General features: G+C 37.5%; 20 protein-coding genes. 15 read left to right on the top strand and 5 right to left on the bottom strand.

The features are described 5' to 3' along the window. The first annotated feature begins 237 nt into the window (after positions 1-237). From C9J45_RS14600 to C9J45_RS14575, 6 genes are all read left to right on the top strand, one after another. Entirely contained in the window at positions 238-1,698 is a 1,461-nt protein-coding gene (locus C9J45_RS14600) for a peptide MFS transporter (RefSeq protein ID WP_107206677.1), read from the top strand. Positions 1,699-1,853: 155 nt separating this feature from the next. After that, a complete protein-coding gene (locus C9J45_RS14595; RefSeq protein ID WP_107292701.1) occupies positions 1,854-3,185 on the top strand; it encodes a DASH family cryptochrome in 1,332 nt (443 codons plus the stop codon). A gap of 2 nt (positions 3,186-3,187) precedes the next feature. Beyond that, positions 3,188-4,741 carry a cryptochrome/photolyase family protein gene (locus tag C9J45_RS14590; RefSeq protein ID WP_199190691.1) on the top strand — a complete coding sequence of 518 codons (1,554 nt, stop codon included), beginning with the start codon at positions 3,188-3,190 and terminating at the stop codon, positions 4,739-4,741. Between the two features lie 65 nt (positions 4,742-4,806). Next, positions 4,807-6,123: an AarF/ABC1/UbiB kinase family protein gene (locus tag C9J45_RS14585; RefSeq protein WP_107206674.1), complete on the top strand. Its 1,317-nt coding sequence runs from the start codon at positions 4,807-4,809 to the stop codon at positions 6,121-6,123. Positions 6,124-6,342: 219 nt separating this feature from the next. Then, entirely contained in the window at positions 6,343-7,332 is a 990-nt protein-coding gene (locus tag C9J45_RS14580) for a patatin family protein (protein WP_107206673.1), read from the top strand. A 78-nt stretch (positions 7,333-7,410) separates the two neighbouring features. Then, positions 7,411-8,328: an alpha/beta fold hydrolase gene (locus C9J45_RS14575; RefSeq protein WP_107292699.1), complete on the top strand. Its 918-nt coding sequence runs from the start codon at positions 7,411-7,413 to the stop codon at positions 8,326-8,328. A 96-nt stretch (positions 8,329-8,424) separates the two neighbouring features. Here C9J45_RS14575 and C9J45_RS14570 read toward each other — a convergent pair whose 3' ends face one another. Both C9J45_RS14570 and C9J45_RS14565 read right to left on the bottom strand, forming a co-directional pair. Continuing rightward, a complete protein-coding gene (locus C9J45_RS14570) occupies positions 8,425-9,279 on the bottom strand; it encodes a hypothetical protein (RefSeq protein WP_107206671.1) in 855 nt (284 codons plus the stop codon). Between the two features lie 235 nt (positions 9,280-9,514). Next, on the bottom strand, positions 9,515-10,453 hold the full coding sequence (locus C9J45_RS14565; RefSeq protein WP_107206670.1) for a Dyp-type peroxidase: 939 nt from the start codon (positions 10,451-10,453) through the stop codon (positions 9,515-9,517). Between the two features lie 464 nt (positions 10,454-10,917). Here C9J45_RS14565 and C9J45_RS14560 point away from each other — a divergent pair, with 464 nt between their 5' ends. From C9J45_RS14560 to C9J45_RS14530, 7 genes are all read left to right on the top strand, one after another. Next, on the top strand, positions 10,918-11,115 hold the full coding sequence (locus C9J45_RS14560; RefSeq protein WP_107206669.1) for a hypothetical protein: 198 nt from the start codon (positions 10,918-10,920) through the stop codon (positions 11,113-11,115). A gap of 291 nt (positions 11,116-11,406) precedes the next feature. Beyond that, positions 11,407-11,841 carry a thioredoxin TrxC gene (gene trxC / locus C9J45_RS14555; RefSeq protein WP_107206668.1) on the top strand — a complete coding sequence of 145 codons (435 nt, stop codon included), beginning with the start codon at positions 11,407-11,409 and terminating at the stop codon, positions 11,839-11,841. A gap of 491 nt (positions 11,842-12,332) precedes the next feature. Next, entirely contained in the window at positions 12,333-13,598 is a 1,266-nt protein-coding gene (locus C9J45_RS14550; RefSeq protein ID WP_107292698.1) for a NupC/NupG family nucleoside CNT transporter, read from the top strand. A 230-nt stretch (positions 13,599-13,828) separates the two neighbouring features. Then, positions 13,829-14,476 carry a hypothetical protein gene (locus C9J45_RS14545; protein WP_233217773.1) on the top strand — a complete coding sequence of 216 codons (648 nt, stop codon included), beginning with the start codon at positions 13,829-13,831 and terminating at the stop codon, positions 14,474-14,476. A gap of 232 nt (positions 14,477-14,708) precedes the next feature. Then, positions 14,709-16,523, top strand: a complete 1,815-nt coding sequence (secD, locus tag C9J45_RS14540) for a protein translocase subunit SecD (protein ID WP_107206665.1) — start codon at positions 14,709-14,711, stop codon at positions 16,521-16,523. A gap of 4 nt (positions 16,524-16,527) precedes the next feature. Beyond that, positions 16,528-17,430 carry a protein translocase subunit SecF gene (secF, locus tag C9J45_RS14535; RefSeq protein ID WP_107206664.1) on the top strand — a complete coding sequence of 301 codons (903 nt, stop codon included), beginning with the start codon at positions 16,528-16,530 and terminating at the stop codon, positions 17,428-17,430. Between the two features lie 166 nt (positions 17,431-17,596). Then, positions 17,597-17,917: a hypothetical protein gene (locus tag C9J45_RS14530; RefSeq protein WP_107292697.1), complete on the top strand. Its 321-nt coding sequence runs from the start codon at positions 17,597-17,599 to the stop codon at positions 17,915-17,917. Positions 17,918-18,142: 225 nt separating this feature from the next. Here the strand turns inward: C9J45_RS14530 and C9J45_RS14525 are convergent, their stop codons facing one another. After that, positions 18,143-18,433: a hypothetical protein gene (locus tag C9J45_RS14525; RefSeq protein WP_107206662.1), complete on the bottom strand. Its 291-nt coding sequence runs from the start codon at positions 18,431-18,433 to the stop codon at positions 18,143-18,145. Positions 18,434-18,938: 505 nt separating this feature from the next. Between C9J45_RS14525 and C9J45_RS14520 the strand changes: the two genes are divergently transcribed. After that, entirely contained in the window at positions 18,939-19,865 is a 927-nt protein-coding gene (locus C9J45_RS14520) for a cation diffusion facilitator family transporter (RefSeq protein WP_107292696.1), read from the top strand. Between the two features lie 214 nt (positions 19,866-20,079). Here the strand turns inward: C9J45_RS14520 and C9J45_RS14515 are convergent, their stop codons facing one another. Together C9J45_RS14515 and C9J45_RS14510 are read right to left on the bottom strand one after the other, a co-directional pair. Beyond that, positions 20,080-21,099, bottom strand: coding sequence for a lipoate--protein ligase (locus C9J45_RS14515; RefSeq protein ID WP_107292695.1), 1,020 nt, complete (start codon positions 21,097-21,099; stop codon positions 20,080-20,082). 729 nt (positions 21,100-21,828) lie between these two features. Beyond that, positions 21,829-22,524 (bottom strand): MaoC family dehydratase, encoded by a 696-nt coding sequence (locus C9J45_RS14510; protein WP_107206659.1) that lies wholly within the window; start codon positions 22,522-22,524, stop codon positions 21,829-21,831. Positions 22,525-22,873: 349 nt separating this feature from the next. On the opposite strand from C9J45_RS14510, the gene C9J45_RS14505 reads away from it, so the two are divergent. Next, positions 22,874-24,589, top strand: coding sequence for a choice-of-anchor I family protein (locus C9J45_RS14505; RefSeq protein WP_107292694.1), 1,716 nt, complete (start codon positions 22,874-22,876; stop codon positions 24,587-24,589). Positions 24,590-24,653 lie beyond the last annotated feature (64 nt).

Below are 24,653 nucleotides of genomic sequence, written 5' to 3'. Positions count from 1 at the left end.
TTGTTAGAACTAAAAATGGAATGATGTTTGTTTACTGCTTGTAAATGGAATAATCTATTTCTAGTGAAGCAATGATTAAATGTCTAAAACTATGAAAAGTAAGATACTAAATATGGGGTAAGAATATGCTTGAGCTTAGAGAAGTTCAGTGTATTTTCATTCTTAAATACCCTAGGTATAAACACACCCATAAGAATGACAACCGTTAGCTAAACGGGCCTTTTTACAGGAATCAATATGCAATTATCCTCTCAGCCTAAAGGGCTTTTTCACCTCATCGCAATACAAATGTGGGAATTTTTTAGCTACTACGGCATGCGTTCGCTATTAATTCTATTTTTAACCCAAAAACTCTTAATGTCAGATGAACATGCTTATGCTCTATATGGTGCATATACATCTTTAGTTTATGTGACACCCATTTTAGGGGGTTATTTAGCAGACCGTTATTTGGGTAATTACTGGGCTGTTGTTATTGGTGGCTCACTGATGGTTGCTGGCCACATTGTATTAAGTATTCCGAGTAACGATCATACGACCTTGTATTCTGCGTTAGCATTAATTATTTGTGGTTATGGCTTTTTTAAAACTAACTCAAGCTGTTTATTGGGTGAGTTATATAAAGGTCATGAAAGCGCACGTGAATCAGGATTTTCTATATCCTATATAGGCGGTAACATTGGTTCTGCTTTAGCGCCAATTTTCTGTGGGTATGCTGCAAGCCGTTGGGGATGGCATGTGGGCTTTGCTCTTGCAGGTATTGGTATGTTTATTGGCTTAATCATTTTTAGTACGGGCCGTAAAAACTTTGCCCATGTACAAAAAGCCAATAAAGCGGCGTTAACACAAAAAACAGCAGGTATTAGTCACTGGTTCTTAATCATTCTCGGTGTCGTTGCTGCCGCGATAGGTCTTGTGTTTGTACTTAAAGATTTATTAGCAGGTTACATTCTTGCCGTGATCCTTGCATTTTCAGCACTACAAATGCTGCGTTTATACCGTAAGAGTGATGCTGAAGATCGCAAGAAACTTCACTCAATTATGTACTTTATGATTTTTGGTATGGTGTTTTGGGCATTTGATCAGCAAGGTGGCAGTTCAATCAGCTTATTCATCGAGCGTAATATTGATACTGATATTTTTGGTTACCATATTCCAACAGCTTTCTTCCAATCGGTGAATCCTGTAGCCGTTATTGTGGGTGGTGCTGCGGTGACATGGTTGTGGAAAGTATTATCGACACGTCAGATCTCTGTTCGTACATTAACTAAATTAAACATGGGTTTGTTTCTCTTAACTGCGGGCTTTAGTTTGATTACGTTGTCTTCTAAGTTAGCAATGGCAACAGGTCATACAACATTCCTATGGCTATTTATTGGTTTGTTTTTCATTGGTATCGCTGAGCTATTTATTGACCCTGTCGCGTTAGCTGCAATTACGCGTATGAATCCGCAAGGAGCAACAGGTACGGTCGCGGGTATTTACATGTTAATGGGTGGTTCGGTAGCAAACTATTTAGCAGCAAACATTGCTGAGTTAACATCAACCAATACACCAAAAGGTGATGCCATTGATTTAATTACTTCTGCTGCGCAATATCACCACGTATTCCAGTCTATTTTAATAGTGACGGTTGTGGTACTGGTGATGGGATTATTGGTGAATTTTAAAAACCGTAATCAGCCAGAATTTGATTAACGACTAATTACATTTTCAGCCAGTATTATTACCTTTCTTGTTAATAATACTGGCTTTTTTATTGCCTAAATTTCTTGACAGAAAGAATAAAAATCGATCGTTATGCCTATTCGTATCGTAAATGAAGAGTCGATAAAAAATAAGGCATATAATTTATGGCGATAAAAGCTCTTTATTGGTTCACCAATGATCTACGTTTACACGATAACCCTATACTTCATCAAGCTTACGAGTATTGTGACAACTTGCTGTGTATTTATTTTATGGAGCCACAAAAGCAGCAATTTAATCGTTATCAACTTGTCTCGGTGGGAGCCATTCGCCATCGCTTCCTGCTGCAATCGCTACAAGCACTGCAATCTAATTTAGCCACATTGGGTCAGCGTTTATTAGTGATGCAAGCCGATCCTATGGTTTTTATGCCTAAATTAATAGAACAATACGGTATTAACCTTATCTATCGGAGTCGTCACTGCGGCTGGTATGAACAACAGCAATGGCATTACCTAAAACAATGTTACCCCCATTTTCAATTTGTAGAAGTTGATACGCATACGTTGTATTCACAAAATCAACTGCCGTTTCCTCTTTCAGATATGCCAAATAGATTTTCAAAATTTCGTAAACAGATAGAGCAAAGCGTCACTGTTTTTTCGTCCCTACCTGTGCCTGATTATTTACCGCCACAACCCAATGTATATTGTTCTGGATATTTAGATATTCGAAATGTTCCCATTTTAGATAATGATCAGGTGGAGTGGCATGGTGGTGAAAATGCAGCAATGATGCATTTACAGCAATACTTTTCTTCTCGTTTACCGTCTAGTTATAAAGAGACGCGTAATGCCATAGAGGGTTGGGATAACTCAACCAAATTTTCACCGTGGTTAGCGTGTGGTGCACTATCCGCCAAAATGATTATGGCTACCTTGCTAGATTATGAAAAATACAAAGAGAAAAATTCATCAACCTACTGGATCTTCTTTGAGTTGTTATGGCGTGAGTTTTTTCAATGGCATGCGCATGCTGTTGGGCGAGATCTGTATCGTTTCAGTGGCGTGCAAAATAAACGTTTATTAAGCAGTTTTTATCCAACTCGTTTTAAACAATGGTGTGAGGGCTCAACACCATATCCTATTGTTAATGCGTTTATGAAACAGTTAAACCAAACGGGCTATATGTCTAATCGTGGGCGCCAAATAGTTGCAAGTTGTTTGGTTAATGAGCTATCCGTTGATTGGCGCTACGGTGCAGCTTATTTTGAACAACAGCTGATTGATCATGATGTCGCGGCAAACTGGGGCAATTGGCAATATATTGCAGGGGTGGGAACAGACAGTCGTGAAAAACGTTGGTTTGACTTAGAAAAACAAACACGAATATTTGATCCTAATCAGCATTTTATTCGCCATTGGCGAGGGGATGAAAACCTTAACGCCTTAGACAGCGTAAATATTGATGATTGGCCAATGAGTGGTAGAGGATAATCATGCAATCGCGCTATACAACTCTTCGTTTTATTTTAGGCGATCAACTCAATGCGAGTCATCATTGGTATCAACAACCCAATGAACATGTGCTGTATGTTATTGCAGAGCTAAAGCAAGAAACCAACTATGTTACTCACCACCATCAAAAGATCTGTGCATTTTTTGCTGCGATGGAAAATTTCGCGATTGCGCTACAACAAGCAGGACATGAGGTTTTACATTTAACATTAGACGATACTCATACCTATCATGATTTACCTGATTTAATTATTTCACTTTGTCAGCAATATCATTGCCAAGCATTTGAATATCAACAACCAGACGAATACCGATTATCGCAACAGTTAGCAACATTAAAGATTCCTGATGTAACCGTTCAAGCATGTGATAGCGAGCATTTCTTACTGACATTGGCCGAACTTGAGCAGTATATAACACCAAACAAACATCACCGTATGGAGCATTTTTATCGCGCTATGCGGAAACGATTTGATGTATTAATGGTTGAAGGAAAGCCTCAAGGTGGTAAATGGAATTATGATGGCGCAAATCGAAATAAATTAAAGGCTGTTGATATTGAAGCGATTCCTCAACCGTTAATGTTTAGTAATGATGTTAGTGTTATTTCTAAACGACTCGAAAAACACGATATCAACACAATCGGTCAATCTTGTGAGCAGCTACTTTGGCCAACAAACCGTAAACAATCACTAGCGCTACTGAGTTATTTTTGCCGTGATTTATTGCCTTTTTTTGGACGCTTTCAAGATGCAATGACCACCAAAAGTGAGTCGGCATGGAGCTTATACCATTCTCGTTTATCTTTTGCTTTGAATGCGAAAATGTTGCATCCCATGCAAGTGATCCAAGCGGCTATTGATGCTTACTCTCAGCCAGATTCAAAAATTGATATTGCCCAAGTTGAAGGGTTTGTTCGCCAGATACTAGGCTGGCGTGAATTTATTCGTGCTATTTATTGGGTCAATATGCCCCATTACGGAAAAGAGAATACGCTAGAAGCTAGCGCTTCGTTACCTGATTTTTTCTGGGATGCAAAAACCAATATGCAGTGTATGCGTCATGCGATTAAACAGTCGCTTGATTATAGCTACGCTCATCATATTCAGCGTTTAATGGTCACGGGTAATTTTTGTTTATTAACGGGGATTGCGCCGAGTGAAGTCGAACAGTGGTATTTAGGTATTTATATTGATGCGGTTGAGTGGGTAGAAAAGCCCAACACGCTAGGTATGGCGCTGTTTGCAGATGGTGGTGTGGTTGCAACAAAGCCTTATGCTTCAAGTGGGGCATACATTAATAAAATGAGCGATTATTGCTCATCATGCCAGTATGAGGTTAAAAAGAAAACAGGGCTGAATGCTTGTCCATTTAATAGTTTATATTGGCGTTTTATGGATAAACATAGAGGGTTATTAGCAAACAATCCTCGTGTAGGTATGCTATTTAGTTATTGGGATAAATTAGATGATAATGAGCAATCTGTTATTGTAGAGCAAGCCGAGTATTATTTACGCCATATTAATTCACTATAAAGAAAAGGCGTGTTTAATCGCCAGTAATGACGTTGTTACACATCATCGTAAGATAAGGTTTAAGCATGAAAGATCCACATCAGTATTCAAAAGTGCCTAAAGGGCGATTATCACGACTATCGAAATTAGGCTCACTGGCGTCAAGAGTCGCAACGGGCATGGTTGCTGAAGGGGTGAAACAGTTAGCGTCAGGACATCGTCCTAAAGCCAGTGAGTTGCTCTTAACGCCGAAAAATGCTCAACGTGTGGCTGATCAATTAGCACAGTTACGTGGTGCTGCGATGAAAGTAGGTCAACTTTTATCGATGGATGCTGGTGATTTACTCCCGAAAGAATTAACTGAACTGCTATCTCGTTTGCAAGCTGATGCTAAACCTATGCCTATTAGCCAATTGAATCATGTGCTCATTGCTAACTGGGGGGAAGATTGGCAAGACAAATTTGCTCAGTTTTCGTTTTACCCTGTTGCTGCAGCATCAATAGGACAAGTTCATAGAGCAAAAACCAAAGACGGTCGAGATATTGCTTTAAAGATACAGTATCCAGGTATTGGAGAAAGTATTGATAGCGATGTACATAATGTTTCAACCTTACTAAATGTATCAGGATTGATCCCTAAGTCTATTGATGTGTCAGAGTTATTAGACGAGGCGAAAAAACAGTTACATGCCGAAGCTAATTATCAGAAAGAAGCACAATATCTTAAACAGTTTCGCCAGTTACTTTCTGATGATGCCCGCTTTTTGATCCCTGATATATACGATGATTTAACATGTGAAACGATCCTTGCGATGAGTTTTGTCGAAGGCATAGAAATAGAGCAACTGGCTAAGCAACCCCAAGCGGTACGTGATGAGGTGATGGCATTAGCCTTTACCTTATTGTTCAAAGAAGTGTTTGAATTTCGATTGGTGCAAACCGACCCGAATTTTGCTAACTATCGTTATAACCTCACAACGAATCAGTTTATCTTGCTTGATTTCGGCGCCACGCGTGAATATCCCGAGCACGTCTCTGAAGGCTATCGCCAATTGATGACTGGTGCGGTGAAAAATGATCGGGGATCTATGCTTAACGCGTTAAAACAAATAGGCTTTTTCCATCAGCACATTGAAGATGTCGCACAACAAGCAGTCGTGAATTTGTGTGTAGAAGCTTGTGAGCCATTAGCCTTTGATGGTGTGTATGATTTTGGTGCAACAGATATGGGGAAACGCATTCGCGATGCCGGTAGTGCCTTGAGTATGAATAGTGGTTATTGGCATACACCGCCCGCAGATGCTATTTTTTTACACCGTAAATTGGGTGGTTTATATTTGTTGGCAGCCAAGCTTAAAGCAAGAGTGAATGTTCATGCGTTATTTAAGCCTTATATGAGGTAATGTTGAATAACGAGTTAAATACTCTCTGATAATATTAACTTGTATAATCACATAAAACCTAAAGTTCAAGCTGTTAATGTTTAGAAATTAGAGCGTATATTTTTACAATCAAATATTGATCGTTTTTTATTAGACATTAGACCCCTATTTGATAGTATGCCTTGCGATATTTGTATGATGAATATGCATCAAAGTATGCAGTAATCTTGAGAGAGTAACATGACAGGTAAGCATGTATCTTATGCGGTACAAAATTATGACGCATTGTCCCATAAGCCTCAGGACGTATCTAAGATAGCACTTGTCACGGAAGGTGGAGGCCAAAGAGGGATTTTCACCGCAGGGGTATTGGATTCATTTTTAGATCAGGATTTTAATCCGTTCTCACTAATGATTGGTACGTCTGCAGGATCGCTTAATTTAGCGTCTTATATCTGTGGTCAAAAGAAACATGCTTTTAAGGTGATCACAGAAGCAACAACGAATCACCATTTCTTTGACGTATATCGTTTTTTGTTTGGTCGTGAAGGGCTTGATCTTGATTGGTTAATGCAGCAAACCCAGACACGCTTTGAGCTTGATTGGCATCAAGGCCGACAGAATATGCGTAATCGAACTGTACTCGCATCAGCAAGTAATACGGTGAGTCATCAAGCGGCGTATTTTAATTTAAATACGGATAATTGGTCTTTGGCATTAAAAGCTTCATGCGCGATCCCTGTTTTAAATCGACAACCCATTTACTCACAAAATGAATATTGGGTTGATGGTGGCTTATCTGCCCCCATTCCTGTTCAAGAAGCTTATGAGCGCGGTTATCGTCATATTGTGGTGATCCGCACTGTGCCTATTGATACATCATTTGATCATTGTTGGATGAGTAATATTCGTCGTGCGTTAGGCCAATCAAAAGCCGCAGGTATGATTGAGATGTTGTTAGAGCACGAAGATAACTATAGAAAAACACAAGAGTTTCTTAGTAATCCACCTGATGATGTTACTATTTATGAGATTCATCCGCAAAAAGCACTAAAATCAAAAATGATTGGTAGTGATATGCCATCTTTAGAAGAAGATTATAGGCTTGGTTATCAATCAGGTAAGTATTTTTTAAACACTGTGGGTCGTTATATTGATATTGATGAACCTCATTGTAATGCATCCCATTTAGTGGGAGAAGAAGTCAGCGATTTATGTAAGTTTGTATAATAATTATAAGAAGTTGTCATGGTTAAACAAAATTGTGAGAGGGATTTTGTTACCAAGGAGTCGGTTTTTACACAATTAATGGCGAGTGAAGTCCATTATATGTGGCAGAAGAGGGAGCAAGGCGAATTTAAAGGTGTTGATGGAATACCGATCCGATGGATAAGTATTCGACATCCTCAAAATGAACGTTGTGTGGTCATTGTTAATGGGCGTAATGAGAGCTTCTGGAAATATCAGGAGTTATGTTATGAGTTATCTCGTAAAGGTTATGACGTGTATGCCTACGATCATCGCGGTCAAGGCGCATCAGGACGATTAACTAACGATAGTGAACTTGGACATGTGATTTGTTTTGATGATTATGTGTCAGATCTTCATTCATTTATTACAAATGTCGTTGGAAAACAAACATACAGACAACGGTTTTTATTAGCTCATTCAATGGGGGGTGCGGTAGCAACCTTATATTTAGAGCATTATCAGACTCATTTTAATGCCGTTGTTCTTAATGCACCTATGTTTGGTATCAATCTTCCTGTCCCCCTTAAATTAGTCGCATCTTCAATCGCTAAAATTATCGAGCATTATCAAACACAGCCGTCTTATGTGTTTGGATATAAGCCGTATCACGAAGCACCTTTTGAAAAAAATGATCAATGCCAAAGTCAATTACGTTACGTTTGGGCGAAGCATTTGTATCAGTGCCACCCAGAACTGCGTGTTGGTGGTCCTAGTGCACGATGGGTATGGCAAGCATTAGCTGCCGCGAAAAGCTGTATTCGGGATGTGGGACATATCCATACGCCCATTTTATTGTTGCAGGCAGGCGACGATACCGTTGTAGATAATAATTCTCATCATCTTTTTTACGCAAAATGTGCAGAGTGTGAAATGAAAGTGATCCCACATGCTCGACATGAATTGTTAATGGAAAAAGATTGCTTACGTAATCAGGCATTAGACGATACGTTAGACTTTTTTGAGACTTACAGTTAATGATTTTATGCTATTCATGCGTAAGATAAATAAAGAGCCCAGCATAACGATGAGATTATGCTGGGCTTTGTTATTTTTTAAAGAGAGTAATACTATTTACTGACAAATAAACCAAGAACGTGCATCTGCTTCAATTACCGCTTCTTTATACCAAGGTAGTGGATCAATTTCAGGTGCAATACGAATATCGCCTTTTAACTTTTCAGTCGCTAATACACTAACGCGGTTGTCATTTACACTTTGGATTTTACCTTTGTAGGTCACACCATAAGCTTCGTCTTTGGTCTTCTTATACATACACACAGTTTCACCTACGTGTGTCGCAATAAAGCCGGTTTCTTCAGTCCAAGGTTCTTGTTCCGGTGCAGGTGTTTCTTTCTCATTAAACAGTGCTGCTTGAGATTGGTTTGATGGGACAATTTTTCTATGTACAGAATAGGGTTGATAACCAAGAAGTTTAGCGCCATCAATCCAAGCGGCTTCATTGACGTCTTTATTTTCAATGACACGCATTGTAACAAATGGCCCTGTAGGACAAACATCAGCCCATAGATCTGTTGACGTAATTCGTGCTGAGAAAATAGGTGTTTCATCAGGCGTATTAGGGTGACTCACACACCAGGCATCAGTATCTTGGTTGATCATGGTGCCAGAGTTAGCTTTACATGTTTTTTTTGCTAATTGATAAAATTGATCAATATCTTGTTTCGCTTGTTCGGCACTTGCAGAGCAGTAACGATAACTTAGAGAGAAGGTTTCTTTAGGGTAAAACATACCTTTATCAACAACTGTACCTTGGCTACGTGTTGCATCAGAAGTCATAAATTGGCTAGCTATCGTTTTGAAACTTTTTTCAACTTTTGGAGCTGGCGGCGGTGGTGTTGATGAACAACCCGCAACGGTAGCAATAAGACTTGCTAGTGATACTCGGGTTAAAAGGGTTTTGCGCATTCTTGCCCCCAGAAATACTCTTCGTATATATAAATAAAAAGATAGAATTAATTATTAAGTGTATAGGGGACAACAGAACGTGTGAGGAATCAAGAAAATATTCTGTAAAATAAAATGTATTTGTTATTTTTCAATTGGTTAAGTTAAAAATAAATTACATTTTTATTTCTTTATGATTTTTAATAAAAAAATGCCCACAAATTTTCATTTGTAGGCACATTGCTGAGGCGATAGATTAACCGGCGAAAGTATTCATTAGTGTTTGTGAAGGTACAAAGTAGTGAGTACCTGTTTTTGCTTCCACAAAATCCAGTAAGCGATCGTAGTTACCATTTTCATCAGCATAAATCATTTGCTTCAATGAGATATCTAGAATTTCAGGTGAGGCGGCAAACCCGACAAACATAGTGCCATGTTCCATAGCATTACCAAATGGACGGTTCTGACGTAGCATTTTAATTTCTTGGTCATCAATAATAACTTTACTCTTATTATTGTGCGCCCAAGCGGGTTTTTGATCATCATCAAGTTCAATATCATCAAGCTTGGTACGACCAATAACTTGCTCTTGGTATTCTGTGGTTTGTTTATCCCATAAGCCTTGACGATCTACATAGCGTTGTACGGTTAAGTAAGTCCCGCCTTGATGGATATCACGGTCATTATCAACTAATACGGCATTAAAACGAGCTTCATTTTTTGGGTTTTCAGTTCCATCAACAAAGTCGATCATGTCGCGGTTGTCTAGATATTTAAAGCCTTGAATATCTTCAATTAAATTAGCGACAGGTTGAAGCGCTGCGGCAATGTATTTCGCAGCTTGAAAATTAATATCCATACGTTCAGATTTTATCATGATGAAAATATCTCCCGGTGTACTTGGGAAACTACGTTCGCCGTCAGTCATAGCAATGAAATCATGCAATAAAGATGGCGCTTGAACATCAGGAAAAACGGTAGGCCAACCTTTATTTGAAATACCAATGGTTAAAGAAAGGTTAGCTGAAGGATCTTTTTGCGCGATGGATTTTTCAATAATTTGAATTTTGGCAAAGATTTTTGTTACGTCATCATTTTCAATATTTTCTTTGAAAATAAAGGTGAGGTATTCAGCGAAAGTATTAGGGTTAGAAATAGCACCAGGTTGTGCAAGTTCAGATAATTGAGTATTCATAATAAAAACCTTTAAATTTTTTTATTACGCTACGCTTTTTATACTCATAACTATAGTATGAATAATGTAATGTTAAATTACTAAATGTGAGTGTGTAAAGTGCGACATAACATACTGACAGAAAACAGTTATTTTTTTTATCATAAGCTTAAATCAAAAATGTTGACGCATTTTATTGATAAATAGATATACACAAAATGTTGTTATATTCATGCCTTATTAATTAAAGCTTATATATAAATAGCTTGGGTCAAATATGTCTAAATATTAAACGTTTTTTATTTGCCAAGAACTTCTATTACTACGCTTGTTATTCGTTATTGACTAGTCATTTTCAGTTGTTTTTGTAATTTTATTACATGAACCTCGATTTGATCACAAAGTTAAATTTATCAGCTTAACTCCTCTAATTACCTCTGATACTAAGTAAATCATAATGACACAGGTTACTTTAGGAGGTTGTTGTGTCTATTAACTCTATCGATTTTTCAGAAATTTCTTCCGTATCATCTAAGTGGGATCACAAGGATGAGTCGGCAACCAATATTGCTGAGAGTAAAAAACAACAAGCGGCAGCAAGACGACGTATAGAGCTTCTCCGTGATATTCAAGCGAGCGGGCTTACCATTGCCGAAGCCCGTGAGTTAGGGTTATTACATTAATTACCAGTTAAGTTATTAACGCTAATCGTATTGTGACATTGTCACTGTAGTTGTGGGAGTTCCAGAATAAGCAGTGTAATCATAATTAACTAATAATAAGTGACACTGAATGGGATGCGATGTTTGCATCCCATTTGTATGCGTTCGATATAATAGTTTTTTATCAATCTTTTTTGCGACATTCGGCTTTTGATAGTTTTAGACTATTGCTCTAATAAGTTGAATCATATTGCTTTTTTATCTGTAAGCGTTACAGTAAATACAGATAAAGTTTAAAGATGGATGATAACAATGACTACAATCACAACACGCTGTCCACACTGTAAAGCACTGAACCGTTTACCTTCTGAGCGCGTAAATGATGAAGCAAGCTGCGGCTCATGTAAGGAAAAATTATTCGACGGCATGCCAATTGAAGGTACTAGCGATAATTTCTCTACACTATTAGAAAGTGATAAGCCTGTCGTTGTTGATTTCTGGGCACCGTGGTGTAATCCATGCGTAGGATTTGCTCCTGTATTTTCAGACGTATCTCAAGAGCGTGATGGCCAAATACGTTGTGTGAAGATTGATACTGAAGCACAACAAGCACTCGCTGCTCAATATCGTATCCGTAGTATTCCAACAATCATGGTGTTTAAAGAAGGCAAGATGGTTGATATGCTAAATGGCGCAATGCCGAAATCGCATTTCGACCAATGGCTAAATGAAGCACTTACAAAGTAAACATTGCTCACTAATAATATATTCCCAAAAGCCGAACATTTATCGTGTTCGGCTTTTTTGTTATCAATTGAGTGCGCTGTACGATAAATCAACAGTTATGCGTTAAAGGATTTATATAAGGTATTATTTGCTTATATAGTATTCACTTGGCCTTGAAGTATGCTAATTGTGAAAAATGATATTGTTATTGTGAGCAAGATCTCTATATACTCTCGCCTCGGTCAGAACAGTTAAGTTCAGCCACCTTATTTTACAAGCTGTCACCAGGGATAAGTGAACGACCCACGGAGTTGGACCGGCGTTATTTGTAGCTTGTTAATTTAGGTGACTCGTATGTTGTATTATTGGGCGAACACATTCATATTTTTAGCGTTGTATTACGTTAATCCTACCTTTTTTACTTTTTCCCCAAAAGTAATTGTTACTCAATGGCAGCAAACAGCAATACCTTCATTATTCGACACCCATTTAAAAAACAGCAGGACGAAATAATGCAGTTGTTAATTACATTAGCCGGTATCGTAGTACTGGTTCTATGCGCAGTGGCGCTTTCTGATAATAGAAAGGCGATCAATTGGAGAACCGTTGGCGGTGCTTTATTCTTACAAGCGAGCTTTGCCGCTCTTGTACTATATGTGCCCATTGGTCAGAAGATGCTAGGTGCAATGAGTGACGGTGTAGCTGGTCTTCTTAGTTTCGCTGATGTTGGTATCAATTTCGTCTTCGGTGATTTAGCTAATATCCAAAAAAGCGGTTTTGTTTTTGCTATTCGTGTTCTTCCTCTTGTTATATTCATCAGTGCTTTAATTTCTCTCCTTTATTACTTCGGTATTATGCAATGGGTAATTAAAGTTTTAGGTGGTGGTATCCAAAAACTATTAGGCACCAGTCGCGCAGAGTCTTTGGTTGCGACAGGTAATATCTTCCTTTCTCAAGGTGAGTCTCCTCTTCTTATTCGTCCATTCCTTGCAAAAATGACACGCTCTGAACTTTTCGTGGTAATGACATGTGGTATGGCGTCAGTTGCGGGTTCTGTATTAGGTGGCTATGCAGGATTAGGTGTTGAACTTAAGTATCTGATTGCAGCAAGTTTTATGGCTGCACCCGGTGGTTTACTAATGGCTAAAATTCTTGTACCAGAACAAGAAAAGCCAATGGAACAAACTGAGGTCGAAATGGCAAAAAGTGAGCACAGTAATGCTATTGATGCATTAGCTGCTGGTGCAATGAACGGTATGAAAGTAGCTGTTGCGATTGGTACTATGCTTATTGCTTTTGTTAGTGTGATCGCAATGGCGAATGCTGGCCTTGAAGGGGTAGGGCATTGGTTAGCTAGCATTACGGCAACGATTGGTCTTGATTCGGTATCGCATTGGTTCGCTACAACGCCACTAACTATGCAAGCTATTTTGGGATATATTTTCTCGCCACTTGCTTTTGTTATCGGTGTACCGGCGACAGAAATGATGAAAGCAGGTACTTTTATTGGTGAGAAGCTAATTCTAAATGAATTTGTTGCCTTTATGGACTTCGCAGCGGTTAAACAAACGTTATCTGAACATACCCAAGTGATCATCACTTTCGCATTATGTGGTTTTGCGAATATTGGTTCTATTGCTATTCAAATTGGTTCAATTGGTGTTATGGCACCTGAGCGTCGTGGTGATGTTGCAAAATTAGGTATTAAAGCCGTTTTAGCGGCAACATTAGCTAACTTAATGAGTGCGGCGCTTGCTGGTATTTTTATCGGATTATAAGCGTTATTAACAGCATAAAAATTTATAGCCGTAGAGTTTGCTTTGCGGTTTTTTAATACGTGCTTTTCAATAAATATCCATATCTTATTGTTATTTAATGCTTATTAGTATCAGTAACAAAGAAGGAAACTATTTGATTTTAGCGCTAGAAATTAAAATATAACAAGATTTTGTGAATAATTTCCTTGTCACCATGAGTATCGACGCTTATCATTGCAATGACCTTATTTTTGTTCACTATTTTTGGTATTATGTTTCTGACCTTTGTTCGTTTTTTGATATTAAGTATTTGCTTAGGGGCTGCGTCATTAGCTTCGGCATCTACACATATCAACGAAAATGTTCAACAGTATGTCGTGCATAATACTGTTAATCAATGCAATGAAATGGTTGTGCAATCGCACTCTGTCAATCATAATGCGGATGTTGCACCACTTAATTGTAATGAAAATCAAATAGTTAAACATTCTTCTGGTAATGAACACCAATTAATACAAAGCAATAACAGTATTGGTTTACCTGTTTCTGTTAATAATTCAAAATTTGTCTGGAATTTCCCAATTTCTAAGCCAAATAAAAGCAGTGATAAGAATAAGCAACATCGTATTGAATTTAGCGATTACAATATTGCTTTAGGGACATCGAGCCGTTTATTAAATGCGCTTCATCTTAACCCTGAAGAAGTCTCGCCTGAATATCGATTAGCATTTGAGCTTCCTATCCTTGTTGCTGTACCACTTACCCTCGGTTATCAAGAGCCTCTGTCACCAACGGTTGAGTGGATACTCAAAATTAAATCATCTTCATCACGTATTTCAGGTTGGAAAGATACAAATCTGATCTACTCTCAATATGGCGAACAACTACAAGTTGTCTAAAATATTATTTATTAGTTGAAAATTACGATTCAGCTAATAGTAATAGCCTTTCAAAATATATTAATAATTGTCTGATTATTAAGTTCTATTTATCGTATCTGTAATTATATTGATCCTTTAAAAGTGGTCATATTTATGAGTATCTTTAACAAACTCTTGTGATAAAGGTATAATTATAGGTGTTCTATCGACTGCGACAGGCTGTCTGTTGCAAGGTACATGGCTAAATATAATGAGAAAAAAGAATACTAAACAGATTCTGAATCATTACGCAGCATGGAAATATGTTGTGTTAATTGTGACAGTTTTAATAATGTTATTAAGTGCTATTCCAACGTGGTATGGCGACAATGAAGCTGTACAAATCAGCAATAAAGGCGGTCCAATGCCGACACCTTTTGAAATTCAAAAGGTGTTAAAAGAACATGATATTGTACCGCTAAAAATTGAACAAAAGCCTGATAAAACAATTGTTGTATTAGATAACACTAAACAGCAAACGGATACTAAAGCGGCGTTAGATACACTGTTGAAAAGTGAAAAACGTTTAACGCTAGCATTAGAACCAGCAGCTCCAATGTGGCTACAAGACATGGGCTTTGAACCAATTAAGCTAGGTCTTGACCTTCGCGGTGGTGTTCAATTTCTTTTAGATGTTGATGTTAAGCAAGTTTACAAAAACCATGCTCAGCAATTAATGGATGACTTACGCGTTAATTTCCGTAAGGAAGATATTCGTGGCGGTCGTGCTGAATTAAAAGGTATGGATGAAGTTATTGTTCGTTTGCCTAGTGAGGCGGCAAATAATAAGGTTCGCCAGTTTATTCGGGAACAGTACCCACAATGGCAAGCTACCAATGGTTCTGCTGATAATCTTCTTCTTACAATTAGTGAGAAAGAGAAAACAGATTTGCGTAACCTAACCGTTCAGCAGAACTTACAAACAATGCGTAGTCGTATTGAAGAGCTTGGTATCACGGAAGCATCTGTTCAGCGTCAAGGTGAAAACCGTATTCGTATTGAACTTCCTGGTGTTCAAGATCCAGCGGCAGCGAAAAATGTTATTGGTGCAACAGCAAGTCTTGCTTTCTATGCTGTGAAAGAAGAAGGCACAGGTAGCACAATGATTCTACCTGATAAGAATGGTAATCCTATTCGTGTTAGCCGTAAGCCTGTACTTACAGGTGATCACATTGTTGATGCGCGTGCAAGTTTCGGTGAAAACGGTACGCCTGAAGTAAATATTACGCTGGACAGTGCTGGCGGTAAGATCATGTCTGATTTCTCACGTATGAATGTGGGTAAACCAATGGCGACGTCTTACAGTGAATATAGCCGTAATGCCCAAGGTCAGACGGTACAAACTAATAAGATCATCAGTGTTGCAACGATTCAAACACAATTAGGTAGTCGCTTCCGTATTACGGGGGCAGGTTCGCTAGAAGATGCACAGCAACTTGCTTTACTTCTACGTGCAGGTTCGCTTACTGCGCCTGTAACAATTGTTGAAGAGCGTACTATTGGTCCAACATTGGGTGCTGAAAACATCAAAAATGGTTTCGCTGCACTTGCTCTAGGTATGGGTGTAACACTGCTATTTATGGCTGTGTGGTACCGTCGTCTTGGTTGGGTTGCTAACATTGCACTTATTACAAATATGATCATGCTATTTGGTCTATTGGCGTTGATTCCAGGTGCGGTATTAACTTTACCTGGTATCGCTGGTTTAGTGTTAACCGTCGGTATGGCGGTAGATACCAACGTACTTATATTTGAACGTATTCGCGATATGATCCGTGATGGTCGAAGCATGGCTCAAGCCATTGACCGTGGTTTTAGCAGTGCATTTGGTACTATTTTCGATGCTAACTTCACAACAATGATCACAGCTGTTGTGCTTTACTCTATTGGTAATGGTCCAATTCAAGGCTTCGCATTGACGTTAGGTCTTGGTCTATTAACAAGTATGTTTACTGGTATTTTCGCTTCTCGAGCCATTATTAACTTGGTTTGGGGTCGTGATTCGCGTCGAAATGTAAGGGTTTAACGCAATGAAAAATTGGATTATTAAAAACTTAACCAAATTGCGTTACATGACAGGTATTGTCTCTATCGCCTTAATGGTTATCTCTATTACTTTTATTTGTGTAAGAGGTCTTAACTGGGGTTTAGATTTTACTGGCGGTGTTGTTAGTGAAATTCAAATGGACAGCCAAATCACAAACAGTGAAATTGAGCCATTAATGGATGCAGGCTTTAATCAAGATGTTGTTGTTATTGCTGCAGATGAACCGGGCCGTTGGATTTTACGTTATGCAGCGCCAGCTAAAGGTGTTGACTATCCAGAAATTACAAAAGTTCTTGCGCCGCTCCATGCCAATATACAGGTGTTAAATACCAGTATTGTTGGTCCCCAAGTTGGTGCTGAGTTGGCCGAGCAAGGTGGTTTAGCGCTATTAGTAACAATGCTATGTATTTTAGGTTATCTAAGTTACCGTTTTGAATGGCGTCTTGCTGCAGGTGCATTACTAGCGTTATTACACGACGTTATTCTTGCTGTTGGTTTCTTTGCTATGACGCAAATGGAATTTAATTTAACAGTACTTGCTGCGATCCTAGCTATCCTAGGTTACTCGCTAAATGACTCAATTGTTATTGCTGACCGCATTCGTGAATTATTGATTGCGAAACCTAAGCAAGATATTGAAACGACAAACAATGAAGCGATTGTTGCAACGTTCTCTCGTACTATGGTGACATCTGGTACAACATTGATGACTATAAGCTCACTATGGTTATTAGGCGGTTCGTCACTACAAGGATTTTCTATTGCGATGTTTATCGGTATCTTAACGGGTACTTGGTCTTCAATCTCTGTCGGTACATTATTACCAGAGTATTTAGGCTTAAAACCTGAACATTACCAACCGAAACCAATAGCTGAAGAGCCTTAATCGGAAAATGTAGAGTTGTAAAGCTGTCCTTAAGCGAGTCTTAAGGGCAGCTTTTTTTTGCGTTAAATGTGATGTGACATGTGAAAATACCAACAATCGATTAACAATTTATTGGATAGTGAGCCAAACTTGATTTGCTGAAGTATTATCTAACAGGAGACGTTCAATGAAAAATAATATCACTGTAGTATTTGTCGCACTTATGATGCTCGGTTGTACTCATACTGCTAATAACGGAGTACGTTTCTTACCTGAACAGTATGTCAGTAATGTTCAACACGATAGCATTTATTATTATGGTTATAACCAAGGTTGCAAGTCTGTATTGGCTCAGAGAGGTCATTCGAATGCTGGTTCTAAGAAAGACTCGACATTAGATGGTTCAGACTCTCGCTTTAATATGGGATGGGATGATGGGATGCAAGCGTGTGCTACGGGAGAAATGAAAGTTATTGATGATATTAATGCTAAGAATTTATCTATTTAAAGTTGTAAATGCTGAAAATTCTAATTAATGGATAAGATGAGACCAATCTCAAATAACGCAATAAATAATTTGGTAAAAGAATATAGATGTAATAATCTTCTTACAATAAGATGCAAAATGTTCAGGTAAAAAAAAACAGATCAAATGATCTGTTTTTTAGAGTGAATAATAAGAAAGCCTAGCCGTAGTATTTCTTAATCGTTCGTGTTTAATTTGTTTCTGTGTTTATGCTGCTTTTGCATCGATAATAGAGATAACATCTCCGTTATCGAAGTTGATAGTGGTTGCAACGTTGATTTCAGGTAACAGTAAATAGGCGCAATTGGTGCCATCGTCTGTGATAATTTCAACAATAACATTAAGTTGATTTTCTAAAAAATCACTTAAGCTTATATTTTTGCAATCAATATCAGAAATATGCAGTTTTTTATAGTGTCCTCTTGAATCGTGTACCCAAGTAGTGAAATTTTGCAATTCACTTTCCATTTGATATATAAAATCTGCCAGATTTCTCATAAAACGTCCTTTATGTTGATCAATATAAAATATTGACTCACATGTTCATTATGTACAAAAAACTAAATTATGAAATATAGTCCTGAAATTTTTTATAGATAGTGTGATCTGAAATGATATTTAAGGTAATTATTACTTTTATCAACATTTTTTATCATATGATTTATAAAATATAACAAAGAATAGTTTCATTAATATTTCAAAAAGGCATGGTAAATAGGTTGTTTTTTGTCAACATATATGTTTATGGAATGTTTGTGGGCGAATTATTCGGTGTGTTACATGTATAATTTTGTTAATTAGGCATAGTGAAAACAATACTTTAAGAGAATCAATTGATAACTAATATTTAATTTATTTTTACGCTGATTAATTGTCATTATCTAAATCAAAGTAAGTGAACAATTGAGTGTTTAACTTAGTATGATTAAAGAAAATTTGTCTCATTCATGAACAAAATTCGCTATTATGTGTTGGTTTATAATAGTTACTTAATTGGTTAATTATGCCTAAAACAGCAGTAAAAGTTATACAAAAAGTTACATGGATAGGATCGATCGCCAATATTAGCCTCGCATTTATCAAAATTACTATTGGTAAAATGACGGGAAGTCAGGCACTTATTGCTGATGGTGTACATAGTTTTTCTGATCTAGTCACAGATACTGCAATACTTATTGGATCGCGTTATTGGACGGCGCCTGCCGATAAAGAACACCCTTATGGTCATGGGCGTTTTGAAACGTTAACCAATATATTTATTGGTATATTACTCGCTCTTGTTGGTATTGGTATTGGCTGGGAATCACTGACGTCTATTAGTGAACAATCACATAGTCATCCTGGTATGCTGGCGTTTGCAGCTGCAGTTACCTCAATTGTCGTCAAAGAAGTGCTGTATCGCTGGACTGCAGTGAAAGCAAAAGAAATTAATAGTCGGGCATTATATGCCAATGCATGGCACCACCGCTCTGATGCTCTTAGCTCTCTTCCTGTCGCTATTGCTGTTATTGCTAATTATTTTGTACCTGAACTGCATTATTTAGATCAAATTGCCGCGCTAATTGTTACGGCTATGATTTTAAAAGCAGCGGCTGAAATTTTATGGCCTGCGGTACTTGAAATTACAGAAGCGAAAGCTGACGCTGAAATTGAAAATAAAATTCAAGCATACGCGGCAGAGGAAAGGGATATCAAAGAAGTACATGCCATTCGTAGTCGTCGTACTGGCAGTACAATTTTGTTAGATTTTCATTTACTTGTCGATCCTGAAATGAGTGTAGATAAAGCGCATACGATTGCAGAAAATTTTAAAATGCATTTACTTGAAGTGTTAGATGAAGTGGTTGATATCATTATTCACATTGAACCTTTTAACTGCAAAGAACGAATATTAAATCCTTGTTGTGATAGCTGTGATGACAATAACTAGTTAATTTTGAGGCGATAAATTTAAAAAATTAAAGAGGCGATGTTGTTGCTGCACATTACCTCTTTATTTTTAAATATATCTATTATTAGCAATATCAGCTATACACCTTCTTATAGTAGGGGATATATAATCAAGGCTACTTGGTTAATTGGGAAGATAATTAATAAGCGGCAAATATCTAAATTTAATGAAAGAATAAAGCCGCTATTAATGACTAGATAATAACCTGTTTAAGCCATGTATTAATATCGAACAGCTCGTTTTTATATTGCTCCTGCTCTACTGTTAATTCTGATATGGCGTTACTTATAGTGGCTGCATTATATTCAAGACCAAAGAGTGTTTTTTCAACTAGCTCAATAGGTGTAGGATCTAAGCTATCTGTGAACATTTTTACAGAAATGATATGACCTTTTTTAACATCTAAATGAAGTTCAACGCCTCCCCAAGAAAAGCGCTCATCAAGAGAATGCATAAACTGGGGCGTATTGCCAAAGTTCCAGTTCCAACTTGCTTGTTGTTGGTATTTTTCTTTAAATCCAGGTAAGTCTGGCAGGTTTTCTGGTGAGATATATTCAATATCTACATATTCACCGTAGTGGGCAAAAAAAGAGGCTGTAATCGCTTTACATACACTTTTATGGTCTATATTTGGAAGAAGTTCATTTAGGTTGATAACGCGAGATCTGACGGATGTGATCCCTTTAGCCTCTAGTTTCTTTTTATCAGGATTTAGATAGTTAGCTAAACGTGTCAGATCTGCACTTAGAAGAAGAGTGCCATGATGAAACCCACGATCCATTGTCTCTCTATATGCAGAACCTGAAAACTTTCGATCACCGTCTTTTGTTGATACAACGAGATCGTTTCGACCTGTTGCTGCTGCGTTTATTCCAAGTTGTTTTAAGGCTGATAAAACGATCTCTGTTGAGACGTTTTTATCATATTTTGGTTTTCCTGCCATAAAAGTGAAATTAGTATTACCCAAATCATGAAAGACTGCACCGCCACCACTTTGACGACGAGCGAGGGTGATCTCATCCTGCTCCATTTTCCTAGTGTTACATTCTTTCCATGGATTTTGAGCTCGACCAATCACAACTGTATCCGCATTGCGCCATAAAAAGAGAACCTGCTGATTGGCTGGCATATTTCGGAAAATAGCGTCTTCAACAGCAAGGTTAAACCAAGGTTGTGTTGATTGAGAAATAAAAACACGTGTTGTTACGGACATTTAACAGACCTGACAATGACTAGACAATATAGTGAATTTACAGGGTAACGTTATTGAGGTAAAGCAGAGGAAGATTCTGTTTCTATTGTACAAGGAGGTGAGGTTTGGCTTAAATCGCTAAATGTAACAAAAGTAATAGTTAAAAAAAAACCAAATCACATATTATAAACTGGAAGAATATATGATTTGGGAATGATATTTATGTTTCTCTATAGAGAATTTTAATGCGTTTTATTGCTTAAAATTAGGATAACATTGCAGGTTGTCAGAACATATAGCTATTGTTGAAAGGTAAGGTTGATAACATAAATGTTAATTTTCTAACCTGTCCCTATAAAGCGTAGTTAAAGAATACTGACCTGAAAAGCAAATAATTAAAAAAGTTGAAATGAGTGCATGGCTGAAACCATGCCTCTAATCGTGATGAAAATTTATTGCTGGCTGGTTTGTGCAGAGGGCGTTGTACTTTCAACCTGTGTAACAACATCATAAGTGATGAAGTAACCCACAAGTAGAATAAGAGGAAGAAATTTAAACCACTTTTTCATTTTAATATACCGATAGTAGAGATAGCTTCTCACCATACCATGCAAAAATTTACGATAAAGAGCCATTAATGGAAAGTTAGGTTGCTTATGGAGTTCATATTATGACCGTTATTCCGAGGCTAATTTTTATATAAAAAAGCCGAACATTATGTTCGGCTTTGCGACTTATTATTCTTATTTGTTAGAAATAGAGGCGAACAACTGATTCAGCAACACAGCCAGGACGACGACATCCTTCAATTTCAACTGTAATTTCTTGCACAATTTCCAAGCCGCGTTTAATTGGCGTGACGGATTGAATTTTAGTACGAGCACGCACATTTACGCCTGATTTTACAGGATATGGAAAGCGCACTTGGTTTAATCCATAATTCACGGTCATTTTGGCTGTAGGAAATTTTTGATCTTTAGGATCGACACTATCTGTTAATACTGATAATAATGACAGTGTTAAAAATCCATGAGCAATAGTTGTTTTAAAAGGTGATTCTGTTTGTGCGCGCTCTGGATCAGTATGTATCCATTGATGATCTTCAGTGACATCAGCAAAATGGTTAATACGTGACTGCTCGACTGTTAACCATTCCCCAACATGAATTTCTTCACCTAATGTTGCAGTTAAGGTATTCATTAGCTTTTGAGCTTCAGGGTGCATCTCAATAGGTTCTGGCTTTTCAACTTCTATAGCATTGTCATTGGCGACAGAAACCAAGCTATGATCTTTAACCCATGAAGCAATTTGGCTATTGTTTGCTTTGTTTAAGAACTCAACCCAGTAATCTCGGATTGTTGGTGATAGCCAGTCTTTAAACTCAAACTGGTGATGCGCTAAGTCTTCACGCTTACGTTTGATAAAATCGACTACTTTTTCTTTCATAGAGCATAACCTTCGTTGATATAACCCACTTGTAGGGGGGCACGTATTTTAGCGAGATATTACATCTTCACAAACTTTTTCGTGCTTTGTGTCGCATAAATTAACTCATCCGATGAGTGAATTTTAGTTAAATCAATGAAATAGCGCAATGTATTAATGATAATTCCTTTATTAAGTTACATGCTAGTCAGAAAATTAATAACTAAATTAATGACTTAATAGTATAAGTATTATGTTAGAGAATATTGCACCTTTACTCTTCGTCATAAAAACATCCTTCCATTGTAGTAAAATTTTCATTTTTGTTTGCCAAAGTGTAGTGGTTTTTTATTAATGTTAAGGATCAACTGTGAAAAAACCATTATTTGCTGGGCTATTGATTTCGTCTTTATCTATACCTTTTTCTAACGCTCAGGCTGAAAGTCAATTTGATATACATTTAATTGGACGTGCATTGCTTAATGCTGAATCGCCAGAAGGTGCAGCTGAAATTGTTGCGTACCAGAATAACAAAAAACGAATATTTGCAATTAATGGATCTGGTTCGACATCGACGGTAGAAATTGTTGATATTGCTAATACCCCCTTAAAAAAACTCAAACGAACATCTGAAGGGGTGGTTAATGGTAGTAATTTAAAATCTAGCTATACGATTGATTTAAATAAATATACAGCAGGAAATGCGAATAGTATTGCGATTGCTGAAAAATCAGGATTAGCTGCTGTTGCTATGGCTGCTAATAAAACAGGTGAAAAAGGCGTCATTGCTTTTTATGACATAAGTAAAGACATACCTGCATTTATTAAGAATGTCGAAGTGGGTTATCTACCAGATATGGTGACATTTACACCGGATGAAACCAAAGTTGTCGTCGCCAATGAGGGTGAACCATCAGGGGATTACTTAACCAATCCTGAAGGCTCTATTGGTATTATTAGTATTAATAATGGCAAAGTGGCAGATAAAGCAGAATTACTCGACTTTACTTCTTTTAATGGCAGACAATCAGAACTAGAAAAACAAGGGATGGTTTTTTCTAATCCTAGCGGTCAAACCATTAAGGGCTCGAAAATTATAACAACAGTCGCCCAAGACATAGAGCCTGAATATGTAGCTGTGTCGATAGACAGTAAAACTGCTTATGTGTCGTTGCAGGAAAATAATGGTATCGCTATTGTTGATTTAGCGACAAATAAACTCACTTTAAAAGGCCTAGGTTTCAAAGATTGGTCTAAATATAAAATGGATGCATCTGATAAAGATGGCGGCATTAATATGAAGACTTATTCCGGACTCTATGGCATGTTCCAGCCTGACACTCTCGCAAGTTATAGTGTAGATGGAAAGAACTTTGTTGTGATTGCAAATGAAGGTGATGGTCGCGAATATTTCTTTGATGCGAAAGATAAGGAATCATGTAAAGCACAAGGCGGAGTAGATTTTGACAAGAAAAAGGGCTGTGTGTCTTTTGTTAATGATATTCGCGCAAAAAAATTAACGCTTGCTGATAATTTTAATTATTTAAAAAATGATGAATCGGATATAGGTCGTCTTAAAGTTAATCCTCAGTTAGGTGATAAAGATGGCGATGGTAAGTATGAAGAGCTATATACCTTTGGCGGACGTTCTTTTTCTATTTTAGATAGTCAAGGCAAGATGATTTTTGATTCGGGTGATGAGATTGGACAACTCACCGCTAAAATTCACGGTAAAGCATTTAATAATGATGAAGATGAAAATGCAGGTGATGCGCGTTCTGACGCTAAAGGTGCTGAACCTGAAGCGTTAACCGTCGGAAAAGTGGGTGACAAGACATATGCTTTTGTTGGATTAGAGCGCATGGGTGGGGTAGTTGTTTATGATATTACAGAACCACGTAAAGCGCATTATGTCGATTATTTCATTAATCGTGGTGTTGTAGAAGGCGAAGCGATCACGGGTGATTTGGCACCTGAAGGCATGACATTTGTGGAAGCAAAAAATAGCCCAACTCAAAAGCCGTTAGTGATTATTGGTAATGAAATTTCTGGCAGTATTGCGGTATGGGAAATTTCAACTAAGTAATTGTTAATAAATAAAAACGCCGATATCTTTTTTATTATATTAAGATATCGGCGTTGATGTGTGA

The organism is Photobacterium sp. GB-1 (assembly GCF_003026165.1).
Taxonomy (GTDB): Bacteria; Pseudomonadota; Gammaproteobacteria; order Enterobacterales; family Vibrionaceae; genus Photobacterium.
The sequence above is the reverse complement of the archived record's forward strand: the minus strand, read 5'-3'. Positions and strand labels throughout refer to the sequence as shown.